This is a genomic window from Mycobacterium sp. MFM001 (assembly GCF_003402475.1).
Taxonomy (GTDB): Bacteria; Actinomycetota; Actinomycetes; order Mycobacteriales; family Mycobacteriaceae; genus Mycobacterium.
Genome location: NZ_BFAB01000007.1, coordinates 70,837 through 93,963 on the forward strand (window position 1 = coordinate 70,837; position 23,127 = coordinate 93,963).

Genomic DNA, 23,127 nt, shown 5'->3' on the forward strand with positions numbered 1-23,127 from the left:
CGTAGGTTTCGCGAAGGATTTCTGATGAGTAGCACGACAACCCCGAAAAGCCAGGCAACACAGCGGCCGCCGCCGGTCAGGCTGCCACCTGGGGTGCCGCGCGTGATTCCCAAAGTGGCGCAGGGCATCGCTTTCTTTGCCGCGCGGCGGTGGGTCACCGAACGCTTGGCGCGTCGCTACGGGGCTGCCTTCAGGATGGATGTGCCGGTATTCGGACGGCTTGTAGTGGTAGTCGACCCCGAGTTGGCCAAGTACATCTACACGAGCGGACCAGATGACCTCGGGGTGATAAAGCCGAACTTGAGCAGGCTGTTGGGATCCGGTTCGGTGTTCGGACTTGAGGGTGCCGATCACCGGCGCCGGCGCAAACTGCTGGCCCAACCGTTTCACGCCAGCAATATGAAGAATTACGAGCGCATCGTCGAAGAGGAGACCCTCCGCGAGATCGCCGATTGGCCCGAGGGCACTCCGTTCGCCACCCTGCCGCCGATGAAACAGATCACGCTGAATGTCATCCTGCGAGCGGTTTTCGGTGCCGAAGGTACCGAATTCGACGAGCTACGGGACATCATCGTGCCGTGGGCCAGACTGGGTGCGCGGCTGTCGGTCTTGCCGATGCCGCGCCGGACCTATGGTCGCTACACCCCATGGGGTCGGCTGGCGGGATGGCGGCGCAAGTACGACGCCGTCATCGACCGCATGATTGACAAAGGGCTGGCAGATCCGCACTTGGGCGACCGAACCGACATCTTTGCGTTGCTGTTACGCAGTGCGTACGAGGACGGCTCGCCCATGTCGCGACAGGACATTCGTGACGACCTGCTCACCCTTCTGGTTGCCGGACACGAAACCACCGCCACAACGTTGGCATGGGTCTTCGAACGGCTGAGCCGGCATCCGGAGGTGCTGTCCGCGCTGGTCGAGGAGGCGGACACCGACGACACCGAGCTGCGGCACGCAGCGATTTACGAAGTGCAGCGCACAAGGTCGGTCATCGATTTTTCCGGCCGTCGGGTGCGGGTGCCGGCGTTCGAGCTCGGTGAGTGGGTGCTTCCCCGGGATTACTCGATCATCGTCAGCCTTTCGCAATGCCACGCTAATTCCGACGCCTTCCCGGAGCCCGATCGATTCGACCCGCAGCGCTACATCGACAGCAAGCCGTCCACTTTCGCGTGGATCCCATTCGGCGGAGGAACGAGACGCTGCGCCGGAGCCGCGTTCGCGAAGATGGAAATGAACGTGGTAGTGCGGACAGTGCTGCGCAACATGACCATTCAGACCACCGAGGCGCCGGGAGAGAAGTTACAGGCCGGCGGCCTCGGCTTCCTGCCGAAAAAGGGCGGTCGCATCACGGTCCGCAGGCGTCGACCGCTGTAGGGTTAGCGCCGACCCGCCGCGCCCGGCTTCGCCGCGCTTGCGATCGCCGCGAGTTATTCCATCGAACGCCCGACTATCCAATACGCCCGCGCGGCAATCGATTTGCGGGGGATGCCGAAGTCGTTCTGCAGAACTCCTTTCAGCGACCGCGTGGTGCGGCTGTCGCTGGCCACCCACCCGAAGTGGTCTCGCGCATCGAACGCCTCCGATTTGACCTTTGCCACCAAAGCTTTTCCGTCCTCTGCACGGTCGACCCAGGTGACGGCCGCATCGCGCGCAACCGGCAGGTCTCTGTCGTCGTCGTAGCCCGCCTCCAGATAGACCCGAGCGGGTACATCATCGATGGCGTTGAGCAACGAGTTGATCGCCGGTAGTGAGGCGCTGTCGCCGACGATGATGTATCCGGCGGGGGGCGGCTGCGGGAGGGTGAACTTACTGCCCAGGACAGTGGCTTTGACGACGTCTCCCGGCTGTGCCGTCTCCGCCCATTGCGATGCCAGACCGCCGTGCAGCGCGAATTCGATGTCCACGCTGTCGGCCTCGGGATCGGGGTCGACGAGTGTGTATCCGCGTTGGTGCAGCCGATCTCCGTCGGCGAACCACATCCGGACCCACATCGTCGGGTGCGGCGGGTGCGCGCTCAGCATGCCGCCGGCGTCGAAGCTCAACCGCACATAGTGGGGAGTGATCTCTCGCCGATCGGTCACGGTGAGCCGGTAATCGTCTGCACCAAGTATTTTCAGCAGTGCGCCGCCCAAACCCCGCGTTCCTTGCTGTTCGCTCATGCCGTTATTTCGCTCGGGCCGGCACTTTGGTGAGGATGGCGGGCACGCCATCTTTGACCGGCCAGACGACAGCCGGATCATGCCGCGGAGCCCAGCCGGGCGGGTTTTGGATCCGGAAACGCTGAAAAATCTGGGCGAGCAGAAACTGTGCCTCCAAATAGCCCATCGCCGCACCGAAGCAGCGGTGTGGTCCGGCGCCGAAAGGCAGGTAGGCCAGATTGGGCCGTGCGCCGGCAATTTCCTTGTCATAGAACCGCATTGGTTCATAGGCCTCAGCGTCGGGTCCCCACCACCGCGGATCACGCTGCAGGTTGTAGATCGGTATGCCGATCAGGTTGCCGCGGCGGATGCGGTAGCCACCGATGGTGTCGTCGATCATCGCGAACCGCGGCTGTAAGAGCAGGCCCTGCAGTCGCTGGCCCTCGTCGAAGCACGCCTTGGTCCACTCCAGCCGGTCCAGGTCGTCGTAGGTGGGCCTGGCCCCGCCGAGCGCGTCGATCTCGTCGTAGAGCCGCTGCTGTGCTTCAGGATTTTGCGGGAGCAGCGCAAGCGTCCACGCCAACGCGGCCACGACGGTTTCGTAACCGCCGCCGATCAGCATGATGGCCTCGGTGATGGCGTCGCGCCGGCTGATCGGCGCACCGTCGTCGTAGCGCGCATCGAGAAGCACCTGCAGCATGTCGTCGTAAGACGTGCCGTCAGTTAGCCGTTCGTCGATCTGCTGCGTCACCCACCGCCGCATCCGCCACCATGCCTGCACCGGATTGCCGTCTCCCGGGAGGAGTCGCGGCGGCGGGCCCAGGAATAGCGGGGACGACGCGCTCGCCATCAGAGTGCGGATGTCGATGTCGAGTCTTTCGAGCACGTCGTCGGCCGGCTCGATGGTGAACATCGCGCGCATGAACGCCGGGATGACCACACCGTTGATCTCGTGCTGGAGGTCGATCGGTTCGCCGGTTTCAGCGAACCGCTCCCACGTCGCCAGGCGTTTGGCGAATTCGTCGGTGATCACGGCGGCGGCCTTGGTGAGTTGACCGCGACCCATCATCGGTGCCAGCAGCTTGCGCCGCTGCCGAAACTCGGTTCCCTCCAGGAACTGCATCGATGTGCCCAGCACATTTTTGGCCCAGCTGACAGGTCCGACCATGCTGTACTCGCCGTTGCGGTGCGCCATGACATGGCGCACGTGGTCGGGATGGTTCACGATCAGCACGTCGTACAACGGCAACGGCAGCCGGAAGACATCTCCGTAGACGGCGCCCAGGTGCTGCAGGTATCCGAATGGATCGGCCTTGAGCTCTGGAAGCACGCCGACGAACGGTCGCCCGCGCGGGCCCGGCGGTCGCGGCGCGTCGTCGAGTCGCCGCCGCGATCGCAGCAGGTCGCGGGCACGGCCGATGGGATTTCGTGTTATCCAGAAAATATCTTGCGTCGCGGTCATCGAATACACCTGGTACTCAGCGGCGAATAGCGTCAAACCCCCCGCACAGAGTCTCCCCGTTACTTCCGCAGACGAAACCGCGCAAGTTCCCCGCGGCCTACGCCGACGTCAGGCGGTGGCGAAGCAGTACATCCGGTAGGAGGTCTCCCCACTTTGCAGCCCGCGCCAGATCTTCGCTTGAGACGCAGCGACCGCAGCACGCACTGGCCCGCGCAACAAGCGCGGCGTGCGGCGCGTGAACATTTGCTGCGACCGCGGCAAACTCTTCTGCAGCCCGCGCACAACTTGCTCACTTATGTCCTCTTTGGAGATCATCCGCATCGGCGCGTCGGCCAGCGCAGTTTCCCACTCCGAGAAACGGTCATACCGGCGCACATCCGCGTACAGGAAGCAACCCCCCGGGCGCAGCACTCGCGCCACCTCGGCGAGGAAATGGGGAAGCGACGGGTAGCAATGCGACGCCTCGATATTGACCACAGCGTCGAAGGATCCGTCGTCGAAAGGCAAGTTTTGTGCATCGCCGCAGACGAACTCGAGGCCCGGCATGTCGTATGTCTTGCGGCAAACCTCGATTCCGGCCGGGTTCAAGTCCAGGCCCGTGTATGAAGCCGGCCCCATGGTGCGCATCAGATACGACGCTCCGCCGCCATGACCGCAGCTGACCTCCAGCACGTTCTTGCCTGTGAGGTCGGTCTGGGCCGCCGTGCGGTGGTAGAGCTGGATGCAGAACCGGTCAGGCTCGTCGGACTCGACTAAGGGCACGTCCATCGGCGGATCTTCCTCGTAGCCCAAATTCAAGAGCGCCACGTCGTCAGCGCCGTGACGGGTGATGAACGGGTAGTAATACTTCGCGAAGACTCTCCACGCGGGAGTGGATACAAGCCGGCTTGCCATACTCATGAAGAAGGTATTCCCAAAACGCGCCGCGGCAATACGGTGACGTGGCGCTGCGGGACCGGCAGTCAGCGGGTCTCGGTCCCCACGACCACACCCGCTGCCGCTTCCAGCGGCTTAACGATCGACGTGAAGTCGGACTCGGGTCCCTCCGCGTCCAGGGTTGCCTCCCAGAGCTGCGCGACGGCGTCAGCCAACTGAGTGGGGATTCCCAGCGCCTTTGCCTCGTCGAGGTACAGCCGCACGTCCTTGACCATCAGACCCGTCGCGAACCCGTAGTCGAAGGTGCGCGGAAGCACCGCCCGCGGAAACTTTTCCCGACTCGCATGCGTGGCGCCCGACCCGGCGTTGAGCACGTCGATCATGACCTGGGCGTCGAGGCCGGCCTTCACTCCCATTACCATGATCTCCGCCGTCGCGGCCAACGACGTGGCGGCCATCAAGTTGTTGACCAGCTTCATCGTTTGTGCTGCGCCCGGTTTCTCGCCGACGAATATGGCTCGGCCGATGGCGTCGAAAACCGGTGCGACGGCGTCGAACTCGGCTCGCGGCCCCGACACCATCACGGCCAGAGTCCCCGCTCGAGCGCCCTGCACGCCGCCGCTGACCGGGCTGTCCAGCAACGCCACTCCCTGCTTTGCGAGTAGCTCCTGATTACGTTGCGCTGCTTGGCTTCCCACCGTGGACAGGTCGATGAAGCGCTGGATACGGCTGCCACTCGCAACGGTCGCAGTCACGTCCATCGACGCCTGCGGCGTCGGCAGGCTGGCCATGACCGTGGCGACGCGATCGGCGACGTCCCGTGCGGATGCCGCACGCTCGGCACCCTCGGCCACGACGGATTCGACCGCTTCGCTGCGGGTGTCGAAGACGACGACATGATGGCCCGCGGCCACGAGGCGGCTCGCCACCGGAGATCCCATCTTGCCCAACCCGATAAAACCGATGTCCACTCCACGACCCCTAACCTCTGGTGGCTTGCATCGTACGAGCCGCCGTACCATCCGCGTGTGGCCCGCACATCCGACGACGCGCAGCGTCTGCGCGGCCTCAGGCTGTTACGCCGCGTCCGCGACCGCATCGACCGCGAATACGCGCAGCCGCTGGACGTCGAGGCGCTCGCCCGCGGGGTGAACATGTCGGCCGGTCACCTCAGCCGTCAGTTCAAGCTCGCCTACGGCGAGTCGCCGTATTCGTATTTGATGACCCGTCGCATCGAGCGTGCGATGGCGTTGCTGCGTCGCGGCGATCTGTCCGTCACCGAGGTGTGCTTCGCGGTCGGCTGCTCGTCGCTGGGCACGTTCAGCACCCGCTTCACCGAGCTGGTTGGCATGCCGCCCAGCACTTATCGGCAACGCACAGCAGGGGTGACCGAGGGCATGCCGTCGTGCATCGAGAAACAGGTGACCAGACCGATCAGGAATCGAGAAGCACCAATTCCCGCGCTGCACATACCGTGAGCGCCATGGACATCACCATTCACTCGAGCTTCCTGCCGCACGACGACCCGGAACAATCCCTGGCGTTCTACCGCGACGCCCTCGGTTTCGACGTCCGCCTCGACGTCGGCGCCGGCACGATGCGCTGGATCACGCTCGGCCCTCCCGGTCAAGACACCTCCATCGTCTTGTACCCGCCGGCCGCCACCCCGGGCCTCACCGACGAGGAACGCCGGGTCATCACCGAGATGATGGCCAAGGGCAACTACGGCATGCTGCTGCTGGCCACCAAGGACCTCGACGGCGTCTTCGAACAACTCCAAGCCCGCGACGTCGAGATCGTGCAGGAGCCCACCGAGCAGCCCTACGGGGTGCGCGACTTCGCTCTACGCGATCCTGCAGGCAACATGATCCGCGTTCAACAGCTGCGCTGAGCCGATTCCGTTGCGGCCCAACGCGATCCGTCAGGGCTTGCTGCGGCCCGAGCGGCTCAGCCGCCACTCGGGCGGGAAGTTCATGTCGTTGTCCTTCACGACGTTGTTCAAGCCCTTGCCGAAGGTACCTTCGGTGAGGTCGACCTCGTTGTCCTGGTCGTTCTGGATCAACGGCAGCATGCCTTCGACCATCCCGGTCAGCAAGCTCCCGAAGTACTCGCCCTTGTGCTGCTTGTACAGCTCGAGGAAAGTCTTCTGCACGGCGACGGTGTCGGTGGGCCGGGAGCGTGAGCAGGCCATCGCATACTTGAGCGTCTCTTCCTCGAGCTTGTCGCGCGGCGCCACGCTGTTGACAAAACCGCACTCGTACATTTCCTTGGCGCTGAAAGGCCGCCCGGTGAACAGCATTTCGGAGAACTTGCGTAGGCCCATCGTTTCGGCCCACCACCACAGCCGCGGGCCCCAGCCCACGTAGCGGAACGCCGGGTGGCCGAATAGCGCGTCGTCGGAGGAGATCACCAGGTCGGCATCGCCGGCCTGGTAGAAGTGCCAGCCGTAGCAGTAGCCCTTGGCCTCGACGATGCTGATCTTGCGCAGCTCCTGCAGGGGCCGGTTGCCCGCGGGGGCCTTGGCGTAGAAGTCGGTGACGGTGGACAGGTAACGATACGAGCCGCCCGGCGGGTATTTGACGTTGTCGTCGTTGATCGCGAGCTCATGCAGCAGCGGCATGCCGGGGTTTTCCAGCATTTCCCGCTGCTCGGGCAAATCACCGCCGCTGCCGAAATCCTCGCCCTCGCCGCGGATCACGACCACCTTGACGTCGTCGTCGACGTTGCACTTGTGGATCAGGTCGGCGTAGTTCTGCCGCATGCCGAGCGTGGTGGAGTTCTGCGCCTCCGGACGAGCGAAGGTGATGTAGGCGATCCGGTTCTTGACGTCCTTCTCGAACTTGATGAGCGGCTCGGCGTCCCTCTTCATTTGCTGGTAGTCGTATTCCGGCATCGTTGTCTCCCGTCTGTGTCGTTGCGACGGCCAGTGTCTCAGCATCGGACGCAGCGCGGGCGATTTGTACTTTCTGCTTAAAACACTTGATCTGAACTACGGTTGAGGTCCTAGCGTGCACAGCATGAACACATTCACCCCGGCCACGACGGCCTGGCCCCAGGAGCTTGCCTCGATCGGCGCCGTCCGCTTCGCCCGTCGCTCAGCGCACTTCGAGCAGACCGTCCGCTTCTACCGCGACCTCGTCGGGCTGCCGCTGTGCGCAACCTTCAAGGACAGCTACGGCAGCACCGGGGCGGTATTCGGAATGCCCGGGACCGCCGTCACCTTCGAAATCGTCCAAGCCGCCGAGCACGTCCCAGTCGACAGCCACGAGCAGCTGTGCCTGTTCTTTCCCGACGCCGGCGCGCAACGCCAGGCGACGGCCCGGCTGCGGACGGCAGGGATGCAACCAGTGGACTCGCACCCGTACTGGGCGGCGACCGGAGCGGTCATCTACCGCGACCCCGACGACCGCGAAGTTGTGTTCGCGCCCTTCGTCTTTGGCGTCAACGAGCCCGCCGCGGGCAGCGCCTTCGGCGAACACTGGACCGCACAGTGAAAGTCGCGATCCTCGACGACTACCAGAACGTCGCGCTCTCCACGGCCGACTGGTCGCAGGTGGCCGCGCGTGCGGAGATCACCGTCTTCACCGATCACGTCGCCGACCCCGACGCCGTCGTCGAACGGTTGGCGCCGTTCGACGTGGTGTGCGTGATGCGGGAGCGAACGCCCTTGCCGCGCAGCATCATCGAGCGTCTGCCGCGACTGAAGATGATCGCATCCACCGGGCCGTTCAACGCGGCCGTCGACGTCGCGGCGGCCAAAGAACGCGGCATCCACGTCAGCACGACAGGCGGCTACATCGAGTCGACCGTCGAGCTGACCTGGGCGCTGATCCTGACCGCCGCCCGCCGGATCGTCGACGAAACGCTCTCGGTGCGCGCCGGCGGCTGGCAGACGTCGGTCGGTCGCCAACTGGGCGGCACGGTACTGGGTGTGCTCGGGCTGGGCCGGATCGGCCGCCGGGTGGCGCGGGTCGGGGCGGCCTTCGGCATGGACGTCATCGCGTGGAGCACCAACCTGACCCCCGAGGCCGCCGCGCAGGCCGGTGCCACCTACGTGAGCAAAGACGAGTTGTTCGGCCGCGCCGACGTGTTGACCATCCACCTGGTGCTCAGCGAGCGCAGTCGCGGGCTGGTCGGCGCTGCCGAGTTGGGACTGATGAAGCGGACGGCGTTGCTAGTCAACACCTCGCGCGGCCCGATCGTCGACGAGACGGCCCTGGTCGACGCGCTGCGCTCCCACCGGCTCGCGGGCGCCGGGCTCGACGTCTTCGACATCGAGCCGCTGCCGGCCGAGCACCCGCTGCGGTCGCTCGACAACGTCGTCGCCACCCCGCACATCGGCTACGTCGCCGACCGCGTCTACCGCACCTTCTACGGCGAGGCCGCCGCCGAGATCGCCCGCTGGCTCAGCGCCGGATGAGCGCCGTCGCGACTCGAGGCGGCCGACCACCAGCATCACGATCGCGGCCAGAGCCCAGCCCAGCAGGATGTCGATGACGTAGTGCTCAGCCGAGTACACCAGCGTGAACGCCATCACCAGCACGTAGGCAGCCAGCAGTGGCCGCCACCGCGCCTTGACGCGCCGCCACAGGAACACCGCGACCATCGCCGACAACCCGGCGTGCAGCGACGGGATGGCCGCCACCAGGTTCACGCTGGCCTGCCCGGAGTCCACCAGCGCGCCCGCCGACTGCAGGTGCAGGGTGCCCCACCCGCGGGTGGAGATTCGCTCCACAAAAGGATGGGCACCGGCCTGGTGGGTGTGCATCGCGCCCAGCAGCCCGCCGTCGGGCACACCGGCGGGGCTCCGGAACATGCACGGCGGGTTGGACGGACCGCCGGCGACGTCGGTGGCGGTGCAGCGCGCGGCGGCCCACGGCGGCGCGGAGGGCATCAGCACGTAGCCGATCAGCGACGCGAACGACAACACGACGAACCGGCGGACGAACGCGGCCCAGTCGTCACGGTTGCGCAGCCAGAGCACCCCGGCGACCACGTACGGCAGCACGAAGAACGACATGTAGACGCCGCTGATGACCACCTCCCACCAGGGCGGTTGCGCCATTTTCAGGTGTTCCTGCAGCCACACCGTCGGCTCGATGCCGAAGAACAGCCACCGGTCCGCGGCGGGCTGGAACTGCCACAGCGTCGGTGCGCCGACCAGGCCGGCGGCGCCCCGGCTGAGGTCGTACAGCAACAGGACCAGCGCGAACGGCAGCCAGTCGCGAACGACGGCGAGCACCTGGCGGGGGCGGCCGATGCTTGCCGCGATCAGCCCGGTGGCGATGTAGAGCAGCAGCAGTTCGCGGTTGAAGGCGAGGCCGGCCGTCAGGGTCCGGTACACCACGACAAGGGCCCACACCGTGATGGCCGCGCGCCGGACCAGGATCAGCCGCCGCTCGCGCAGGGTGGCGCTGTCGCACGGCGCGACGTCCGACTGCGATTCGCGGGTGAACACCTGGACCTTTCGATCGGGCCGTTACGGAAACCAGGGCAATCGTGTCTGCGTCCGGTCGTCCTGCATAAGGGCATTGTGCTAGGGATCGGCGGCCAAGCCCGTCATTTCGACCGGCCACGGTGTCGACCGGCCTCCGATCACACCGGTCCAGACTTTCTACCCGATGAGCCGGACCTGTGCGCCGGCTGTGAAAACGCGGGCGGGTCAGCCGCTTTGGTCGTAGAGGGCGCGCACGGTGTCGATGGTGTCCGCCTCGGCGGGGCCCTTGTCGTCGCGGTAGCGCAGCACCCGGGCGAACCGCAGGGCAAGCCCACCGGGGTAGCGCGACGAGCGCTGCAGCCCGTCGAACGCGATCTCCACCACCTGCTCGGGCCGCAGTTGCACCACGTAGCCGTCGGTGGTGCCGACGGCCAATTCCCGGAATCGCGCGGTCTGCCAGTCCAGCATGGCGTCGGTCATGCCCTTGAACGTTTTGCCCAGCATCACAAAGCCGCCGGTCGCCGGATCGCGGGCGCCCAGGTGTATGTTGGACAGCTTGCCGCTGCGGCGCCCCGACCCCCACTCGACGGCCAGCACCACCAGGTCCAGGGTGTGCACCGGTTTGACCTTGAGCCAGCCGGCGCCGCGGCGCCCGGCCTCGTACGGCGCCGTCGGCGACTTGGCCATCACCCCTTCGTGCCCGGCGGCCAGCGTGGCGTCCAAAAAGCCGGCCGCGGCCGCCGGGTTGTCGGTGATCAGCCGGTCGACCCGGTTTTGCGCGGGCGCGATGTCGTCGAGCACCTCGATGCGCTCAGTGGTCGGCGCGTCGAGCAGGTCCACGCCGTCGCGGTGCAAAACGTCGAAGTAGAACACCGACAGCTCGTGCGCCGCGCGAGCCGCCGCGACGTCGACCGATCGGCCGAACCGCGACCCGGTCACCTGAAAGGGCTGCGGTCGGTTGTCGGGCCGCAGCGCGATGGCCTCCGCGTCGGCGATCAGCTCGGTGACCGGCAGCGCCAGCGTCGCCTCGACCACCTCGGGCAACCGGGCGGTGACGTCGTCGAGGCTGCGGGTGTAGACCGTCACTTGGTCGCCGGCCCGGTGGATCTGTACCCGCGCGCCGTCCAGCTTTGCTTCGAAAACCGCTGTGCCGCCCAGTCTTTCGAGTGCGTCGGCAACGCTGGTCGCGGTCTGCGCCAGCATCGGGCCGACCGGTCGGCCTACTTGCAGTGTGAACGCATCCAGCGCCGCTTCGCCGCCGGTCAGGGCGGCGGCGGCCACCGCGGGCAGAGCTCCGCCGAGCATCGCCGCGCGGCGCACCGCGGCGGCCGGAAGCTGCGCGGCCTGAGCGACGGCGTCGGCCATCACGCCGGCCAGCGCGCCCTGGCGCAACTCGCCCGTCAGCAACGCGCGGAGAAACGTCTGCTCGGTCTGGGTGGCGGCCGCGAACAGTTCCGCGACGGCGGCGGCGCGGCGGGCCTGTGATCCCGGTCCTGATATCGCACGTATCGCCGAGAAGGTGGCGTCGACGTCGGCGACCGTCAGGCTCGGCTGGGTGGCGGCAGCGGGTAGCGAACGCAAACTGGCCCAGCCGACACCGATTTGGCGTTGCGGCAACTCACCGGAAAGCCATGAGACGACGATGGCGACCAGCCCGGGATCCGCCTTGGCCTGGCTCAGCAGCTCGGCGATCCGCCCGACCTTGGCCCGCCGCGCCGAGGCGCCGCCCACCTCGGCCGAGGCGGTGGCGACGTCGATCAGGAGCACAGCTCAGCTTTGCACGCACCGCCGACAGGCTGTTTCGGGCAGCAGGCGTAGGGTCGGTAGCAGGTCGCTTGTCATTACTGCGCGACTTTGATTCTTTCGGCCGGCCCGCGACAGCGTGTGTCGGGCGACCCAGAGCCTGAAGGAAATGCCTGTGGATTACTCGAACCTGTTCTCTCACACCGCAACTCGTCCGGTTGTTCGGTCACGAGACGATTCCGCGGCACCGGTGGAGCACCCGGTGTTTTCCGACCGGCCCGCAGCGGAAGCGCCGGCCGAAAAGACACCTGGCTCGTAAGACCCGAGCTTGGCATGCCTGGCCGAGGACTGTGCGCGGCTTCGCGATAGCGTGCATGGGCAGTCATTCAGCGGCGACCCGTCCGCAGCGCCACCGCGCGCTTGCGATCGCCGCAACTCAACGAGGAGGTTTGAATGGAGATCAACGGCAAGAAGGTCGTCGTCATCGGCGGCGCGTCGGGCATGGGCCGCGCCAGCGCCGAACTGCTGGCCGAGCGCGGGGCAAGCGTTGCAGTGCTTGACCGCGAGGGCTCCGACGGCAAGGACGTGGCCGCGGGCCTCAAGGGCGGCGGCACGTTCTACCCGGTCGACGTCACCGACTTTGCCGGCACCGAGGAGACGCTGGCCGCGGCGGTCGACGCGCTCGGCGGGCTGCACGTGGTGGTGACGACGGCCGGCGGCGGCATCGCCAAGCGGACGTTGTCCAAGTCCGGCCCGCACGACCTCGAATCCTTCCAATCGGTGATCGATCTCAACCTCGTCGCCACCTTCAACATCAGCCGGCTGGCCGCCGCGCACATGGCCAAGAACGAGCCCGAGGACGAGGAGCGCGGCGTCATCATCAACACCGCCTCGATCGCGGCGTTCGAGGGCCAGATCGGGCAGGTCGCCTACACCGCGGCCAAGGCGGGCATCGCGGGCATGTGCCTGACCATGGCGCGCGACCTCGGCTCGATGGGCATCCGGGTACTCGCAATTGCGCCCAGCCTGTTCGCCACCGGACTCACTCAGGGCATTCCCGACGAGTACGCCACCGCGCTGACCAAGGACGCGGCGTTCCCGAAGCGGCTGGGCCGTCCCGAGGAATACGCCAAGCTGGTTGCGGCCATCGTGGACAACCCGATGCTCAACGGCCAGTGCCTGCGCCTGGACGCCGGGCAGCGCTTCGCGCCGAAGTAGGTCATTGGGCGCGAGACAGACGCTAGGGCCGTGATCCGCGCCGGATCACAGCCCAGGCGTCTGTCTCGCGGCCCGACCTAGATTAAGTACACTCTTTAGTCGGCGCACATCGACGAGGAGGCCCCCTGATGGGTATCGCATTGACCGACGACCATCGCGAACTCGCCGAGGTGGCCCGCGCATTCCTGACCTCGCAGAAAGCGCGCTGGGCGGCGCGCTCGCTGCTCGATTCGGCGGACGAGTCCCGCCCGCCGTTCTGGCATGACCTCGTCGAGCTCGGCTGGCTCGGCCTGCATATCGACGAAGAGCACGGCGGGTCGGGATACGGCCTGCCCGAACTCGTCGTGGTGATCGAAGAGCTCGGCCGCGCGGTGGCGCCGGGACCGTTCGTGCCGACCGTGATCGCGTCGGCCGTAATAGCCAAGGACGGCAGCGACGAGCAGAAGGCGCGGCTGCTGCCCGGGCTGATCGACGGCACCGTCACCGCCGGTGTCGGGCTCGGCGGTGACGTCAGGGTCGACGGCGGAGTGGCCACCGGCGACGCCGGAATCGTGTTGGGCGCCGGGCTCGCCGAGCTGTTGCTGATCGCCGCGGGCGACGACGTGCTGGTGCTCGACCGGGCCCGCGACGGCGTGACGGTCGACGTGCCCGACAACCTCGACCCGACCCGTCGCTCCGGGCGGGTCAGCCTGCACAACGTCCGCGTCGACGACGTCCTGCCGGGCGCCCGGGAATCCGCACTGGCGCGGGCCCGCGCGCTGCTGGCCGCCGAAGCCGTTGGTGGAGCGGCAGATTGCGTCGACGCCGCCGTCGACTACGCCAAAGTACGTCAGCAATTCGGCCGCACGATCGCCACGTTCCAAGCCGTGAAACATCACTGCGCCAACATGCTGGTGGGCGCCGAGTCGGCGACCGCCGCGGTGTGGGACGCATCCCGCGCGGCCGGGGAAGACGAAGAGCAATTCCGGCTCATCGCTGCCGTCGCCGCCACGCTGGCGTTCCCGGCCTACGCGCGCAACGCCGAACTGAACATCCAGGTGCACGGTGGGATCGGATTCACTTGGGAGCACGACGCGCATCTGCACCTGCGTCGCGCACTGACCACGCGTGCGCTGTTCGGTGGCGACGCGCCCGCCCAGGACGTCTTCGACCGCACCGCCGCCGGCGTCACCCGGGCCAACAGCCTGGACCTACCGCCCGAGGCTGAAGAACTGCGCGGCCGGGTGCGTGCCGATGCCACCGAGATCGCCGCACTGGACAAGAAGGGGCAGCTGGATCGGCTGATCGCGACCGGCTACGTGATGCCGCACTGGCCCAAGCCGTGGGGCCTTGCCGCCGATGCCGTCGAGCAACTGGTGATCGAGCAGGAGTTCACCGCGGCGGGCGTCAAGCGGCCGGACTACCAGATCACCGGATGGGTCATCCTGACGCTCATCCAGCACGGAACCCCTTCGCAGATCGAGAGATTCGTCGAGAAGGCGCTGCGCCAAGAGGAGATCTGGTGCCAGCTCTTCTCCGAGCCCGACGCCGGATCGGACGCGGCGGGCATCAAGACCAAGGCGACCCGGGTCGACGGCGGCTGGAAGATCAACGGGCAGAAGGTGTGGACCAGCGGCGCCCACTACTGTCGTCGCGGGCTCGCAACCGTGCGCACCGATGCCGACGCGCCCAAGCACGCCGGGATCACCACGGCGATCATCGACATGAAAGCGCCCGGCGTCGAGGTCCGGCCGTTGCGCCAGATCACCGGCGGCTCCGACTTCAACGAGGTGTTCTTCAACGACGTGTTCGTTCCCGATGAGGACGTCGTGGGCGAGCCGAACACCGGATGGACGGTGGCGCGGGCGACGCTGGGCAACGAGCGGGTCAGCATCGGCGGCGGCACGTCGTACTACCAGGGCGTCGGTGCGCAACTGGTGCAGCTGGCCCAGCAGCGCGCAGATCACTTGGCGGGCGCCACCGTTCGCGTCGGCGCCTTCCTGGCGGGCGAACACGCGCTGCGGCTGCTGAACCTGCGCCGCGCCGCCCGCAGCATCGAGGGCGCCGGTCCGGGGCCAGAGGGAAACATCACCAAACTCACGCTCGCCGAGCACATGGGCGAGGGCGCCGCGATCGGCGCGGCGCTGCTGGGGCCCGAGATCGCTTTGGCCGACGGACCGGCCGGGCTGGTCAGCAGGATGTTGATGGGCGCGCGTGGCATGGCCATCGCCGGGGGCACCTCGGAGGTCACCCGCAACCAGATCGCCGAGCGGATTCTCGGCATGCCGCGCGACCCGCTGATCAAGTAGGCGCGAAGACCAGCGCCTGCTCGTCGGGCCGAACCGCGACGGGCATCCCGCACGTCACCGAATCCGGTTCGCAGTCAACGATATTGGCGGCCAGTCGAAGCCCCTCGTCCAGCTCGACGATCGCGATCACGTACGGGGTCGGCAGATCGGGGTTATACGGGTGGTAGTTGACCGTGTAGGTGAACACCGTGCCGCGTCCGGATACCGGGCGGGCAGCCAGCGGGCCGCCGCAATCCGGGCACGCGCCGCTCGGCGGGTGCACCCAGCGGGCGCATGCGTCGCAATGCTCGACGAGTAACCCCCGATCTGTCACGCGAAATACAGTACACTCTTTTGGTGCCAAGCCGACACTACGAGAAGAACGCCATCGTGTCCGGAATCGGCATCTCGCGCATCGGCCGTCGCACCGGCATTCCCGGGCTGGAGCTCACCAGCGAGGCGGTGCGCGCCGCCATCGCCGACGCGGGACTGACCGCAGCCGACATCGACGGCATCGCCAGCCTCGGCGAGACGCCGGTGCCGGAAGTCGCCGCCGCACTGGGCATCGACGCGGTGGACTACAAATCCGGGTTCGGTGCCGCCGGCCTGCTGACCCCGGTGATGGCGGCGTGTCATGCGGTCGCGGACAAACAGGCCCGCCACGTGCTGGTCTATCGCACTGTCCAAATGATCGGTGGCTCAGTGCCGGCCAACGCGCAGGGCGAACAGTCCAGCATCGGCGGAATGGACGACATCACCGAACTCCTTGCCGCGCATGCTTATTCGGCGGCCAACTGGCTGGCGATGCACTGCCGACGGCACATGCACCTTTACGGAACCACCAAGGAGCAGCTGGGCTGGCTGGCGATCAACAGCCGGCGCAACGCTGCGTTGAATCCGCTGGCGGTATACCGCGAACCGCTGACCATGGCCGACTACCTGGCCGCGCGGCCGGTCTCGTCGCCGTTCGGGCTGCTGGATTGCGACGTCCCGGTCGACGGGTCGATCGCGGTGGTGGTTTCGGCCGCGGAGTACGCCGGCGACTGCCCGCAGCCACCGGTCGGGGTGGAAGCCATCGGCGGATCCGACGGCGCGGGCGGCTGGTTTCACCGCCCCGACTACCCGAAGATGGCGGCTACCGACGCGGCGGCGCAGATGTGGTCACGGACCTACCTCACGCCGGCGGATATCGAGATCGCCGAGTTGTACGACGGCTTCACGTTTCTCACGCTGGCGTGGCTGGAAGCGTTGGGCCTGTGCGGTGACGGCGAGGCCGGCCCGTTTGTCGACGGCGCCGAGCGGATCGCCCGCGACGGCGTGCTGCCGCTGAACACCTACGGCGGGCAACTGTCGGCCGGACGCATGCACGGCTACTGGGTGCTGCACGAAGCGTGCCTGCAGCTGCGCGGCCAGGCGGGTGCGCGGCAGGTGCCGCGCCGCCCGCAGGTCGCGGTCGTGGCCGCGGGCGGCGGCCCGATCGCCGGCTGCATGCTCCTGACATGCTGACCGGCGAACCACAACCGGACAAACGGGCTGCGCAGATCGCCCGCCGCATCGAGGCCGACATCATTCGCCGCGGCTGGCCGGTCGGCGAATCGCTGGGATCCGAGCACGCGCTGCAACAGCGCTACCACGTCAGCCGATCGGTGCTGCGCGAAGCCGTGCGCCTGGTCGAGCACCACCAGGTCGCGCGGATGCGACGCGGACCCGGCGGCGGACTGCTGGTCTGCGAACCCGACGCCGCCGCGGCGACCAACGCCGTCGTGATCTACCTGGAGTACCAAGGCACGACGGTCCACGATCTACTGGGCGCGCGTCTGCTGCTCGAGCCGCTGGCGGCGGTGATCGCCGCCGAGCGCATCGACGAAACCGGCATCCAACGGCTGCGCGACGTGCTACAGACGGCGTCGCAGCACGAATTCCACACAGCGCTGGCGGCAGAGTCCAAAAATCCTGTGCTGCAGCTGTTTATCGACATCCTGATGCGGCTGACAACACAGTTCGCCCGCGGTTCGCGCGCGGACGCCGGGGCGCTGGACCGGACCCGCGACGAGCACGCCGAGATCGTCGCCGCCGTCACCGCAGGCGACTCGGCGCGCGCCCAAACACTCAGCGAACGCCACGTCGAATCGGTGACGGCATGGCTGCAGCAACACCGCAAGTCCACTCGGCCGCGCAGACCGGACGCCGCACCCGCCAAGCGGGCCGAGGTGCTGGCGGGCGCCATCCGCGACGATATCGCCGCAGGCGGCTGGCAGATCGGGTCCATCCTCGGCAGCGAGGTTGAACTGCTGGAACGCTATCGAGTCAGCCGGTCGGTGTTTCGCGAAGCGGTCCGGCTGCTGGAATACCACGCCGTCGCCCGGATGCGCCGAGGGCCCGGCGGCGGCCTGGTGGTGGGAAAACCGCAGGCGCAGGCCAGCATTGACACCATCGCGCTCTACCTGCAATACCGTGAACCCAGCCGCGACGACCTGCGCCTGGTGCGCGACGTCATCGAAATCGACAATGTCGCAAAGGTTGTCGGCAGACACGACGCCCCCGAGGTGCGGGCCTTTCTCGACACCCATCGACAGGTCATCGATGACACCGGCGACGACCTTCGCAAGGCCGGCATGGAAGAGTTCCTGTTCCACAGCGGGATGGCGAAGCTGGCCGGCAACGCCGTGCTCGACTTGTTCCTGCGGATCCTGGTCGAGCTGTTCCGCCGGCAGTGGGCCGCCGCCGAGCAGAAGCCGCCGAGCCACGGCGATTTCGCCGACGTCCAGCATGCGCACCGGCGGATCATCGAGGCCATCGCGGACGGCGACGACAGCCTGGCTCGCCACCGCGCCCGACGTCATCTGGACGCCGCCGCATCGTGGTGGTTGTAGCGGTTTATGACGGCGGGGGAGCCGGGTAATCTCAGCCCCGGCGGGGGCGCCGGCAACGCAATCGAGGTGGCAATTGTGCAACAGCCACACGTCGACTCGGCGGGCTTCATGCACTCCGCGCTGTTCTACCGCGGCGACCGCGAATACCTCGACGCGGTAGTGCCGTTCATCCTGGACGGATTACGCAGCAGCGAGCCGGTATTGGTCGCAGTCCCCACCGGCCACCTGAGTTTGCTTCGCGACGGATTGGGCGATGCCTGCGCGGACGTGACGATGGCCGACATGGCCGACGTCGGACGCAACCCGGCCCGCGCGATGGGCGTAATGGCCACCTTCGCCGACCGGAACCGTGATCGGCGGGTGCGCATCGTCGGCGAACCGGTCTGGCCCGGCCGCAGCGCCGACGAATACCCCGGCTGCGTGGAGAACGAGGCATTGTGCAATGCGCTGTTCGCCGATCGTGAGGCGGCCGCGCTGTGTCCCTACGACGCCCGCGGCCTCGGCGAGAACGCTCTCGCCGACGCACGCAGCACCCACCCCCTGTTATGGCGGGGCGGCACGACAGAGTCCAACGCCGACTATGCGCCCGACGAGGCTCTGGCCCGGTACAACCAGCCGCTGCCCAGCGACACGATGGCGGTCACTTACACGGTGCGCGAGCTGGCAGATCTCAGTCCGGCGCGGTCGTTCGCCGCGCGCTATGCGCAGTGGCTGGGTCTGTCGCCGGAGGGCATCGCGAGCCTGCAGCTGATCGCCACCGAGCTGGCCACCAACAGCCTGCAGCACACCGGCGGCGTCTGCCGGCTGGCCTTCTGGCAGCACAACGGACACATCGTCTGCGAGGCCGGCGATGCCGGCCGGCTCGAGGATCCGCTGGCCGGGCGTCGCCCCCCGGCCGCGGACGCCCTGACCGGACGCGGGCTGTTTCTGGTCAACACGGTCGCGGATCTGGTGCGCACCCACGCGACTGCCACCGGAACGACGATCCAGGCCTACTTTCGGCTCGGCTGACAAGAAAGGAGTCGACCATGAGCATCGCACTATCGACCACCCTGCACACCTCCTTCGACGACGCGGTCGCCCGCACGCGGGAAGCCCTGGCGCAGAAGGGTTTTGGTGTCCTCACCGAAATCGACGTGAAGGCCACGCTGAAAGCCAAGCTCGGCGAGGACATGGAGGACTACCTGATCCTGGGCGCATGCAACCCGCAGTTCGCCCACCAGGCCGTCAATGTGTTCCGGCAGATCGGCGTGTTGCTGCCCTGCAATGTGGTGGTGCGCCGCGATCCGGACGCGGCGGACACGGTCATCGTCGACGCGATGGACCCGCGGCTGATGGTCGACGTGACCAAGGAGTCCGGGCTCGACGACATCGCCGACGCGGTGCGCGGGTTGCTGCAGGAGGCCCTCCGGGAGGTCTCCGAGCAGCCCGCGTAATGAACTTGCAGCCCGCCGGCAGGCGCGGCTAGTCTCGACAACCGTGCAGCATCTTCTCGTAGTAGCCAGCACCCGCAGCGGGGTCTGATCCAGACCGACCCCCCGCTGTGGGTCGGACGCTACTACCCGTCGGTCACTCCCTTTAGACCAGAGAAGACCGGCACATGGCAATCCCCGAACCACGTACGACTCGCATCGACGGCGCGCCCGTTTCGTTGCCGGGCGGGCTGCGGGAGGACGCCGAGACCATGTCGTGGAGCACCTTCACCGCCACCTATGCACCGACCGCAGGCCCAGTGCGGCTGGGCCAGTGGGAATGCACCGACGCCGAGCGGCCCGCCACCCGGCTGGGACCGCAGGCCCGCACGTTTCGCGCCACCCTCGGGTTCGGCGACCGCATCGAGACCGTCACCGCCACCGCGACGGGTCCCGTCGCCGCGCTCACCGAGATGCTCCACGAAAAGGGCATCGCCGTGGAGATGTTGCGGTTTCACCAACTGCGCGCCGACGACAACATCGCCACCTTCATCCGGGGCAGCGACGGCGCCCGGGCCGAGTGGGCGATGGGCTGGTCGGACGACGCGACGCAGTCCGCGTTGCGCGCGGTGATCGCCTGCGCCAACCGGCTGCTGACTGCTTAGAGCGGTCGCAGCACGATCGGCATGCCGTCCATCGGGATCGGCATCCCGCCGTAGTCCCAGCGCGGCTGGTAGCCGGGACGCGGCAGCTCCAGCCGATAGCGGCGCAGCAGCCGGTGCACGACGGTCTTGACCTCCAGCCGGCCGAACACCATCCCGATGCACTTGTGCGCCCCGCCGCCGAACGGCGCGAACGCATACCGGTGCTTCTTGTGCTCGCTGCGTGGTTCGGTGAACCGTTCCGGATCGAACTTGCGCGGTTCGGTCCACAGCTCGGGCAGCCAGTGGTTCATCCCCGGCCAGGTCACCACGTTGGTGCCGGCCGGCACGTAATACCCCAGCAGGTCGGTGTCGCGCACGGTCTGGCGCATGTTGAACGGCAGCGGCGTCACCAGCCGCAGCGACTCGTCCATCACCAGGTCCAGCGTCTCCAGCTTCTCCAGCGCCTCGATGTCCAGCGGGCCGTCGCCGAGCCGATCCGACTCGTCGCGGCAGCGTTCCTGCCACTCCGGATTGGCGGCCAGGTTGTAGGCCATCGTCGTGGTCGTCGACGTCGAGGTGTCGTGGGCCGCCATCATCAAAAAGATCATGTGGTTGACGATGTCCTCGTCGGTGAAGCTGTTGCCGTCTTCGTCCTCGGTGTGGCACAGCACCGTGAGCATGTCGTTGCCCTCGGCGCGGCGGCGCTCCTTGACCCGCTCGGTGAAGTAGTCCTCGAGGACTTTGCGGGCCCGAAGTCCTTGCCACCACTTGAACGGCGGGACGCTGGTGCGGATGATCGCGCCGCCGGCGCGCGTCGTGGTGGTGAACGCCTTGTTGACCTTGGTGACCAGCTCGTGGTCGGTGCCCGGCTCGTGACCCATGAACACCATCGAGGCGATGTCGAGGGTGAGCTCCTTCATCGCGGGATGGAACAGGAAGCGTGCGTCGTTGGTCGGCCAGTCGGCGACCACCGCCGTCGCGACCCGGTCGATGTGCTCGACGTAGCCGGCCAGCCGCGGACGGGTGAACGCCTCCTGCATGATGCGCCGGTGGTAGAGGTGCTCTTCGAAGTCGAGCATCATCAGGCCCCGGTTGAAGAAGGGGCCGATGACCGGATGCCAGCCCTTCTGCGAAAAGTCCTTGTTGCGGTTGGAGAAGATGGCCTGGGTGGCGTCGGGACCGACCGCGACGATCGACGGCAGGATCGGCGAGTCGGCGAAGAAAACCGGCCCGCGGGTCTGGTAGAGGTGCAGCGGGAAATCGGGGCCCTCGCGGAACATCTCGATGATGTGGCCCAGGACTGGGAGCCCGGAATCTCCCATGACCGGCTTCAGTCCACTGCCGGGCGGCGGCTCGGCCAATTTGTGTTGCTTCCAGTCGACGTCCAGCAGCCGCTTCTCGATCACCCCCATGCCGGGAATGGTGTTTACCGTCGGCGTCAGCCGGCGCTTGGCCTGGTCGAGCAGGTAGCGCGAAGTGCTGATGGTCGCCATCGAGGCTCCTTACCGGTTGTGGCAGCCGTCACTGAACCCCATCCTGACGACGAAACTTGACAGCTGTCAAGTTTGTCACAGCGGGCGCAGCACGATCGGCATGCCGTCGACCGGCACGGGCATGCCGGCGTAGTCCCACTTCGCCTCGTATCCGGGATGAGGCAGTTCCAGCCGGTATCGGCGCAGCAGCCGGTGCAGGATCGTCTTGATCTCCAACTGCCCGAACGTCATTCCGATGCACTTGTGTGCGCCGCCGCCGAACGGCGTGAACGCGTAGCGGTGTCGCTTGTGCTCACAGCGCGGCTCGGTGAACCGCTCCGGGTCGAACTTCAACGGATCCGTCCAGAGCTCCGGCAGCCGATGGTTCATGCCGGGGTAGGCGATGACGTTGGTGCCCTTGGGCAGGTAGTAGCCGAGCAGGTCGGTGTCGCGCACGGTCTGGCGCATGGCCCACTGCACCGGCGTCACCAACCGGATCGACTCGTTCATCACCAGGTCGAGCGTCTCCAGCTTCTCCAGCGATTCGATGTCGAGCGGGCCGTCGCCGAGCCGATCCGACTCGTCGCGGCAGCGCTGCTGCCACTCGGGGTGGGCGGCCAGGTGGTAGGCCATCGTGGTCGCGGTCGATGTCGACGTGTCGTGAGCGGCCATCATCAAGAAGATCATGTGGTTGACGATGTCCTCGTCGGAAAAGCTGTTGCCGTCCTCGTCCTCGGTCTGGCACAGCACCGTCAACAGGTCGTTGCCGTCCTTGCCGCGACGCTCTTTCACGCGGGCCGCGAAGTAGTTCTCCAGCAGCTCACGCGCTTTCAGGCCGCGCCACCAGGTGAACGGCGGCACGCTCGTGCGGATGATCGCGTTGCCGGCACGGGTGGTGATCGTGAAGGCCTTGTTCACCTTGGTGACCAGCTCGTGGTCGGTGCCCGGTTCGTGGCCCATGAACACCATCGAGGCGATGTCGAGAGTGAGCTCCTTCATCGCCGGGTAGAGCAAAAAGCGCGCGTCGTTGGCCACCCAGTCGTTCGAAACCACTTGGGACACAACCTGATCCATCTGCTCGACGTAGCCGACCAGCCGTGTTCGGACGAAGGCTTCCTGCAGGATGCGCCGGTGGAACATGTGCTCTTCGAAGTCGAGCAGCATCAGACCGCGGTGAAAGAAGGGGCCGATCACCGGAACCCAACCCTGTTGGGAGTAGTCCTTGTTGCGGTTGGAATAAATGACCTGAGCCGCATCTGGGCCTAATGCCGCGACCCCGGGCAGAACCGGCGAATCGCCGAATATCAGCGGACCTCTGGTGTGGTACAGGAACATCAGATAGTCGGGCCCGCCCCGCAGCATCTCGATGATGTGGCCCAGGATCGGCAGCCCGGCATCGCCCATCACGGGCTTGAGCCCGCTGCCCGGCGGCGGATCCGCGAGCTTTTTCGGCGGAAACTCGGTGTTGCGCAACTTGCGCTCGACGGCGGCCATGCCGGGAAAGTTGTTGAAGGACGGCGTCAGCCGGCGCTTGGCCTGGTCGAGCAGATAGTGCGGAGTGCTGATGGTCGCCATCGACGCT

21 protein-coding genes and 1 pseudogene are annotated in these 23,127 nt (G+C 67.1%); 12 read left to right on the forward strand and 10 right to left on the reverse strand.

Going from position 1 to position 23,127, the window contains the following annotated elements; genetic code table 11:
* The first annotated feature begins 24 nt into the window (after nucleotides 1–24).
* On the forward strand, nucleotides 25–1,377 hold the full coding sequence (locus tag MFM001_RS13760; protein ID WP_116375841.1) for a cytochrome P450: 1,353 nt from the start codon (nucleotides 25–27) through the stop codon (nucleotides 1,375–1,377).
* Nucleotides 1,378–1,430: 53 nt separating this feature from the next.
* Here MFM001_RS13760 and MFM001_RS13765 read toward each other — a convergent pair whose 3' ends face one another.
* The 4 genes from MFM001_RS13765 to MFM001_RS13780 form a co-directional block, all read right to left on the reverse strand.
* Nucleotides 1,431–2,162: a siderophore-interacting protein gene (locus tag MFM001_RS13765; protein ID WP_116375842.1), complete on the reverse strand. Its 732-nt coding sequence runs from the start codon at nucleotides 2,160–2,162 to the stop codon at nucleotides 1,431–1,433.
* 4 nt (nucleotides 2,163–2,166) lie between these two features.
* Complete coding sequence (locus MFM001_RS13770; RefSeq protein WP_142760697.1) at nucleotides 2,167–3,603, reverse strand: cytochrome P450; 1,437 nt, start codon at nucleotides 3,601–3,603, stop codon at nucleotides 2,167–2,169.
* 108 nt (nucleotides 3,604–3,711) lie between these two features.
* Nucleotides 3,712–4,503, reverse strand: coding sequence for a phthiotriol/phenolphthiotriol dimycocerosates methyltransferase (locus MFM001_RS13775; protein ID WP_116375844.1), 792 nt, complete (start codon nucleotides 4,501–4,503; stop codon nucleotides 3,712–3,714).
* Nucleotides 4,504–4,565: 62 nt separating this feature from the next.
* The gene (locus tag MFM001_RS13780) at nucleotides 4,566–5,450 is read right to left on the reverse strand and encodes an NAD(P)-dependent oxidoreductase (RefSeq protein ID WP_116375845.1); all 885 of its coding nucleotides are present in this window, start codon (nucleotides 5,448–5,450) and stop codon (nucleotides 4,566–4,568) included.
* A gap of 57 nt (nucleotides 5,451–5,507) precedes the next feature.
* Here MFM001_RS13780 and MFM001_RS13785 point away from each other — a divergent pair, with 57 nt between their 5' ends.
* Together MFM001_RS13785 and MFM001_RS13790 are read left to right on the forward strand one after the other, a co-directional pair.
* The gene (locus tag MFM001_RS13785) at nucleotides 5,508–5,957 is read left to right on the forward strand and encodes a helix-turn-helix transcriptional regulator (RefSeq protein ID WP_116375846.1); all 450 of its coding nucleotides are present in this window, start codon (nucleotides 5,508–5,510) and stop codon (nucleotides 5,955–5,957) included.
* A 5-nt stretch (nucleotides 5,958–5,962) separates the two neighbouring features.
* A complete protein-coding gene (locus MFM001_RS13790) occupies nucleotides 5,963–6,370 on the forward strand; it encodes a VOC family protein (RefSeq protein ID WP_116375847.1) in 408 nt (135 codons plus the stop codon).
* A gap of 30 nt (nucleotides 6,371–6,400) precedes the next feature.
* Here the strand turns inward: MFM001_RS13790 and MFM001_RS13795 are convergent, their stop codons facing one another.
* Entirely contained in the window at nucleotides 6,401–7,372 is a 972-nt protein-coding gene (locus tag MFM001_RS13795; RefSeq protein WP_116375848.1) for an enoyl-CoA hydratase/isomerase family protein, read from the reverse strand.
* 124 nt (nucleotides 7,373–7,496) lie between these two features.
* Here MFM001_RS13795 and MFM001_RS13800 point away from each other — a divergent pair, with 124 nt between their 5' ends.
* Both MFM001_RS13800 and MFM001_RS24855 read left to right on the forward strand, forming a co-directional pair.
* Nucleotides 7,497–7,973 (forward strand): VOC family protein, encoded by a 477-nt coding sequence (locus MFM001_RS13800; protein ID WP_116375849.1) that lies wholly within the window; start codon nucleotides 7,497–7,499, stop codon nucleotides 7,971–7,973.
* Nucleotides 7,970–8,899: a D-2-hydroxyacid dehydrogenase family protein gene (locus MFM001_RS24855; RefSeq protein ID WP_160118014.1), complete on the forward strand. Its 930-nt coding sequence runs from the start codon at nucleotides 7,970–7,972 to the stop codon at nucleotides 8,897–8,899. The genes MFM001_RS13800 and MFM001_RS24855 overlap by 4 nt, the downstream gene beginning before the upstream one ends.
* Here the strand turns inward: MFM001_RS24855 and MFM001_RS13810 are convergent.
* Nucleotides 8,789–9,937: pseudogene (locus tag MFM001_RS13810) on the reverse strand (phosphatase PAP2 family protein); the annotation flags it as partial. The gene MFM001_RS24855 and the pseudogene MFM001_RS13810 sit on opposite strands and share 111 nt — an antisense overlap.
* A 204-nt stretch (nucleotides 9,938–10,141) precedes the next feature.
* Nucleotides 10,142–11,683 (reverse strand): ATP-dependent DNA ligase, encoded by a 1,542-nt coding sequence (locus MFM001_RS13815; protein ID WP_116375852.1) that lies wholly within the window; start codon nucleotides 11,681–11,683, stop codon nucleotides 10,142–10,144.
* A 429-nt stretch (nucleotides 11,684–12,112) separates the two neighbouring features.
* Here MFM001_RS13815 and MFM001_RS13820 point away from each other — a divergent pair, with 429 nt between their 5' ends.
* A complete protein-coding gene (locus MFM001_RS13820; RefSeq protein ID WP_116375853.1) occupies nucleotides 12,113–12,877 on the forward strand; it encodes an SDR family NAD(P)-dependent oxidoreductase in 765 nt (254 codons plus the stop codon).
* Between the two features lie 128 nt (nucleotides 12,878–13,005).
* Complete coding sequence (locus MFM001_RS13825) at nucleotides 13,006–15,165, forward strand: acyl-CoA dehydrogenase (protein WP_116375854.1); 2,160 nt, start codon at nucleotides 13,006–13,008, stop codon at nucleotides 15,163–15,165.
* On the opposite strand, the gene MFM001_RS13830 is transcribed toward MFM001_RS13825, so the two are convergent.
* The gene (locus MFM001_RS13830; RefSeq protein ID WP_116375855.1) at nucleotides 15,158–15,478 is read right to left on the reverse strand and encodes a Zn-ribbon domain-containing OB-fold protein; all 321 of its coding nucleotides are present in this window, start codon (nucleotides 15,476–15,478) and stop codon (nucleotides 15,158–15,160) included. The genes MFM001_RS13825 and MFM001_RS13830 overlap by 8 nt on opposite strands.
* A 23-nt stretch (nucleotides 15,479–15,501) precedes the next feature.
* Between MFM001_RS13830 and MFM001_RS13835 the strand changes: the two genes are divergently transcribed.
* From MFM001_RS13835 to MFM001_RS13855, 5 genes are all read left to right on the forward strand, one after another.
* Nucleotides 15,502–16,650, forward strand: a complete 1,149-nt coding sequence (locus MFM001_RS13835; RefSeq protein ID WP_116376082.1) for a thiolase family protein — start codon at nucleotides 15,502–15,504, stop codon at nucleotides 16,648–16,650.
* A complete protein-coding gene (locus MFM001_RS13840) occupies nucleotides 16,647–18,017 on the forward strand; it encodes a FadR/GntR family transcriptional regulator (protein WP_371685545.1) in 1,371 nt (456 codons plus the stop codon). Before MFM001_RS13835 ends, MFM001_RS13840 begins: the two co-directional genes overlap by 4 nt.
* 108 nt (nucleotides 18,018–18,125) lie before the next feature.
* Nucleotides 18,126–19,028 (forward strand): anti-sigma factor RsbA family regulatory protein, encoded by a 903-nt coding sequence (locus MFM001_RS13845; RefSeq protein WP_238159197.1) that lies wholly within the window; start codon nucleotides 18,126–18,128, stop codon nucleotides 19,026–19,028.
* A 17-nt stretch (nucleotides 19,029–19,045) separates the two neighbouring features.
* Entirely contained in the window at nucleotides 19,046–19,453 is a 408-nt protein-coding gene (locus MFM001_RS13850; protein ID WP_116375858.1) for a DUF302 domain-containing protein, read from the forward strand.
* Between the two features lie 164 nt (nucleotides 19,454–19,617).
* Nucleotides 19,618–20,094: a homocitrate synthase gene (locus MFM001_RS13855; RefSeq protein WP_116375859.1), complete on the forward strand. Its 477-nt coding sequence runs from the start codon at nucleotides 19,618–19,620 to the stop codon at nucleotides 20,092–20,094.
* On the opposite strand, the gene MFM001_RS13860 is transcribed toward MFM001_RS13855, so the two are convergent.
* Both MFM001_RS13860 and MFM001_RS13865 read right to left on the reverse strand, forming a co-directional pair.
* Nucleotides 20,091–21,566 carry a cytochrome P450 gene (locus MFM001_RS13860; protein WP_116375860.1) on the reverse strand — a complete coding sequence of 492 codons (1,476 nt, stop codon included), beginning with the start codon at nucleotides 21,564–21,566 and terminating at the stop codon, nucleotides 20,091–20,093. The genes MFM001_RS13855 and MFM001_RS13860 overlap by 4 nt on opposite strands.
* Before the next feature lie 75 nt (nucleotides 21,567–21,641).
* Nucleotides 21,642–23,120, reverse strand: a complete 1,479-nt coding sequence (locus tag MFM001_RS13865) for a cytochrome P450 (protein WP_116375861.1) — start codon at nucleotides 23,118–23,120, stop codon at nucleotides 21,642–21,644.
* Nucleotides 23,121–23,127 lie beyond the last annotated feature (7 nt).

Excerpts from the sequence above, each read along its gene's own strand:
- MFM001_RS13760 (WP_116375841.1), top strand. The coding sequence starts at position 25 with ATGAGTAGCACGACAACCCCGAAAAGCCAGGCAACACAGCGGCCGCCG.
- MFM001_RS13765 (WP_116375842.1), bottom strand. The coding sequence starts at position 2,162 with ATGAGCGAACAGCAAGGAACGCGGGGTTTGGGCGGCGCACTGCTGAAA.
- MFM001_RS13770 (WP_142760697.1), bottom strand. The coding sequence starts at position 3,603 with ATGACCGCGACGCAAGATATTTTCTGGATAACACGAAATCCCATCGGC.
- MFM001_RS13775 (WP_116375844.1), bottom strand. The coding sequence starts at position 4,503 with ATGAGTATGGCAAGCCGGCTTGTATCCACTCCCGCGTGGAGAGTCTTC.
- MFM001_RS13790 (WP_116375847.1), top strand. The coding sequence starts at position 5,963 with ATGGACATCACCATTCACTCGAGCTTCCTGCCGCACGACGACCCGGAA.
- MFM001_RS13795 (WP_116375848.1), bottom strand. The coding sequence starts at position 7,372 with ATGCCGGAATACGACTACCAGCAAATGAAGAGGGACGCCGAGCCGCTC.
- MFM001_RS13800 (WP_116375849.1), top strand. The coding sequence starts at position 7,497 with ATGAACACATTCACCCCGGCCACGACGGCCTGGCCCCAGGAGCTTGCC.
- MFM001_RS13820 (WP_116375853.1), top strand. The coding sequence starts at position 12,113 with ATGGAGATCAACGGCAAGAAGGTCGTCGTCATCGGCGGCGCGTCGGGC.
- MFM001_RS13825 (WP_116375854.1), top strand. The coding sequence starts at position 13,006 with ATGGGTATCGCATTGACCGACGACCATCGCGAACTCGCCGAGGTGGCC.
- MFM001_RS13845 (WP_238159197.1), top strand. The coding sequence starts at position 18,126 with ATGCACTCCGCGCTGTTCTACCGCGGCGACCGCGAATACCTCGACGCG.
- MFM001_RS13850 (WP_116375858.1), top strand. The coding sequence starts at position 19,046 with ATGAGCATCGCACTATCGACCACCCTGCACACCTCCTTCGACGACGCG.
- MFM001_RS13855 (WP_116375859.1), top strand. The coding sequence starts at position 19,618 with ATGGCAATCCCCGAACCACGTACGACTCGCATCGACGGCGCGCCCGTT.
- MFM001_RS13860 (WP_116375860.1), bottom strand. The coding sequence starts at position 21,566 with ATGGCGACCATCAGCACTTCGCGCTACCTGCTCGACCAGGCCAAGCGC.
- MFM001_RS13865 (WP_116375861.1), bottom strand. The coding sequence starts at position 23,120 with ATGGCGACCATCAGCACTCCGCACTATCTGCTCGACCAGGCCAAGCGC.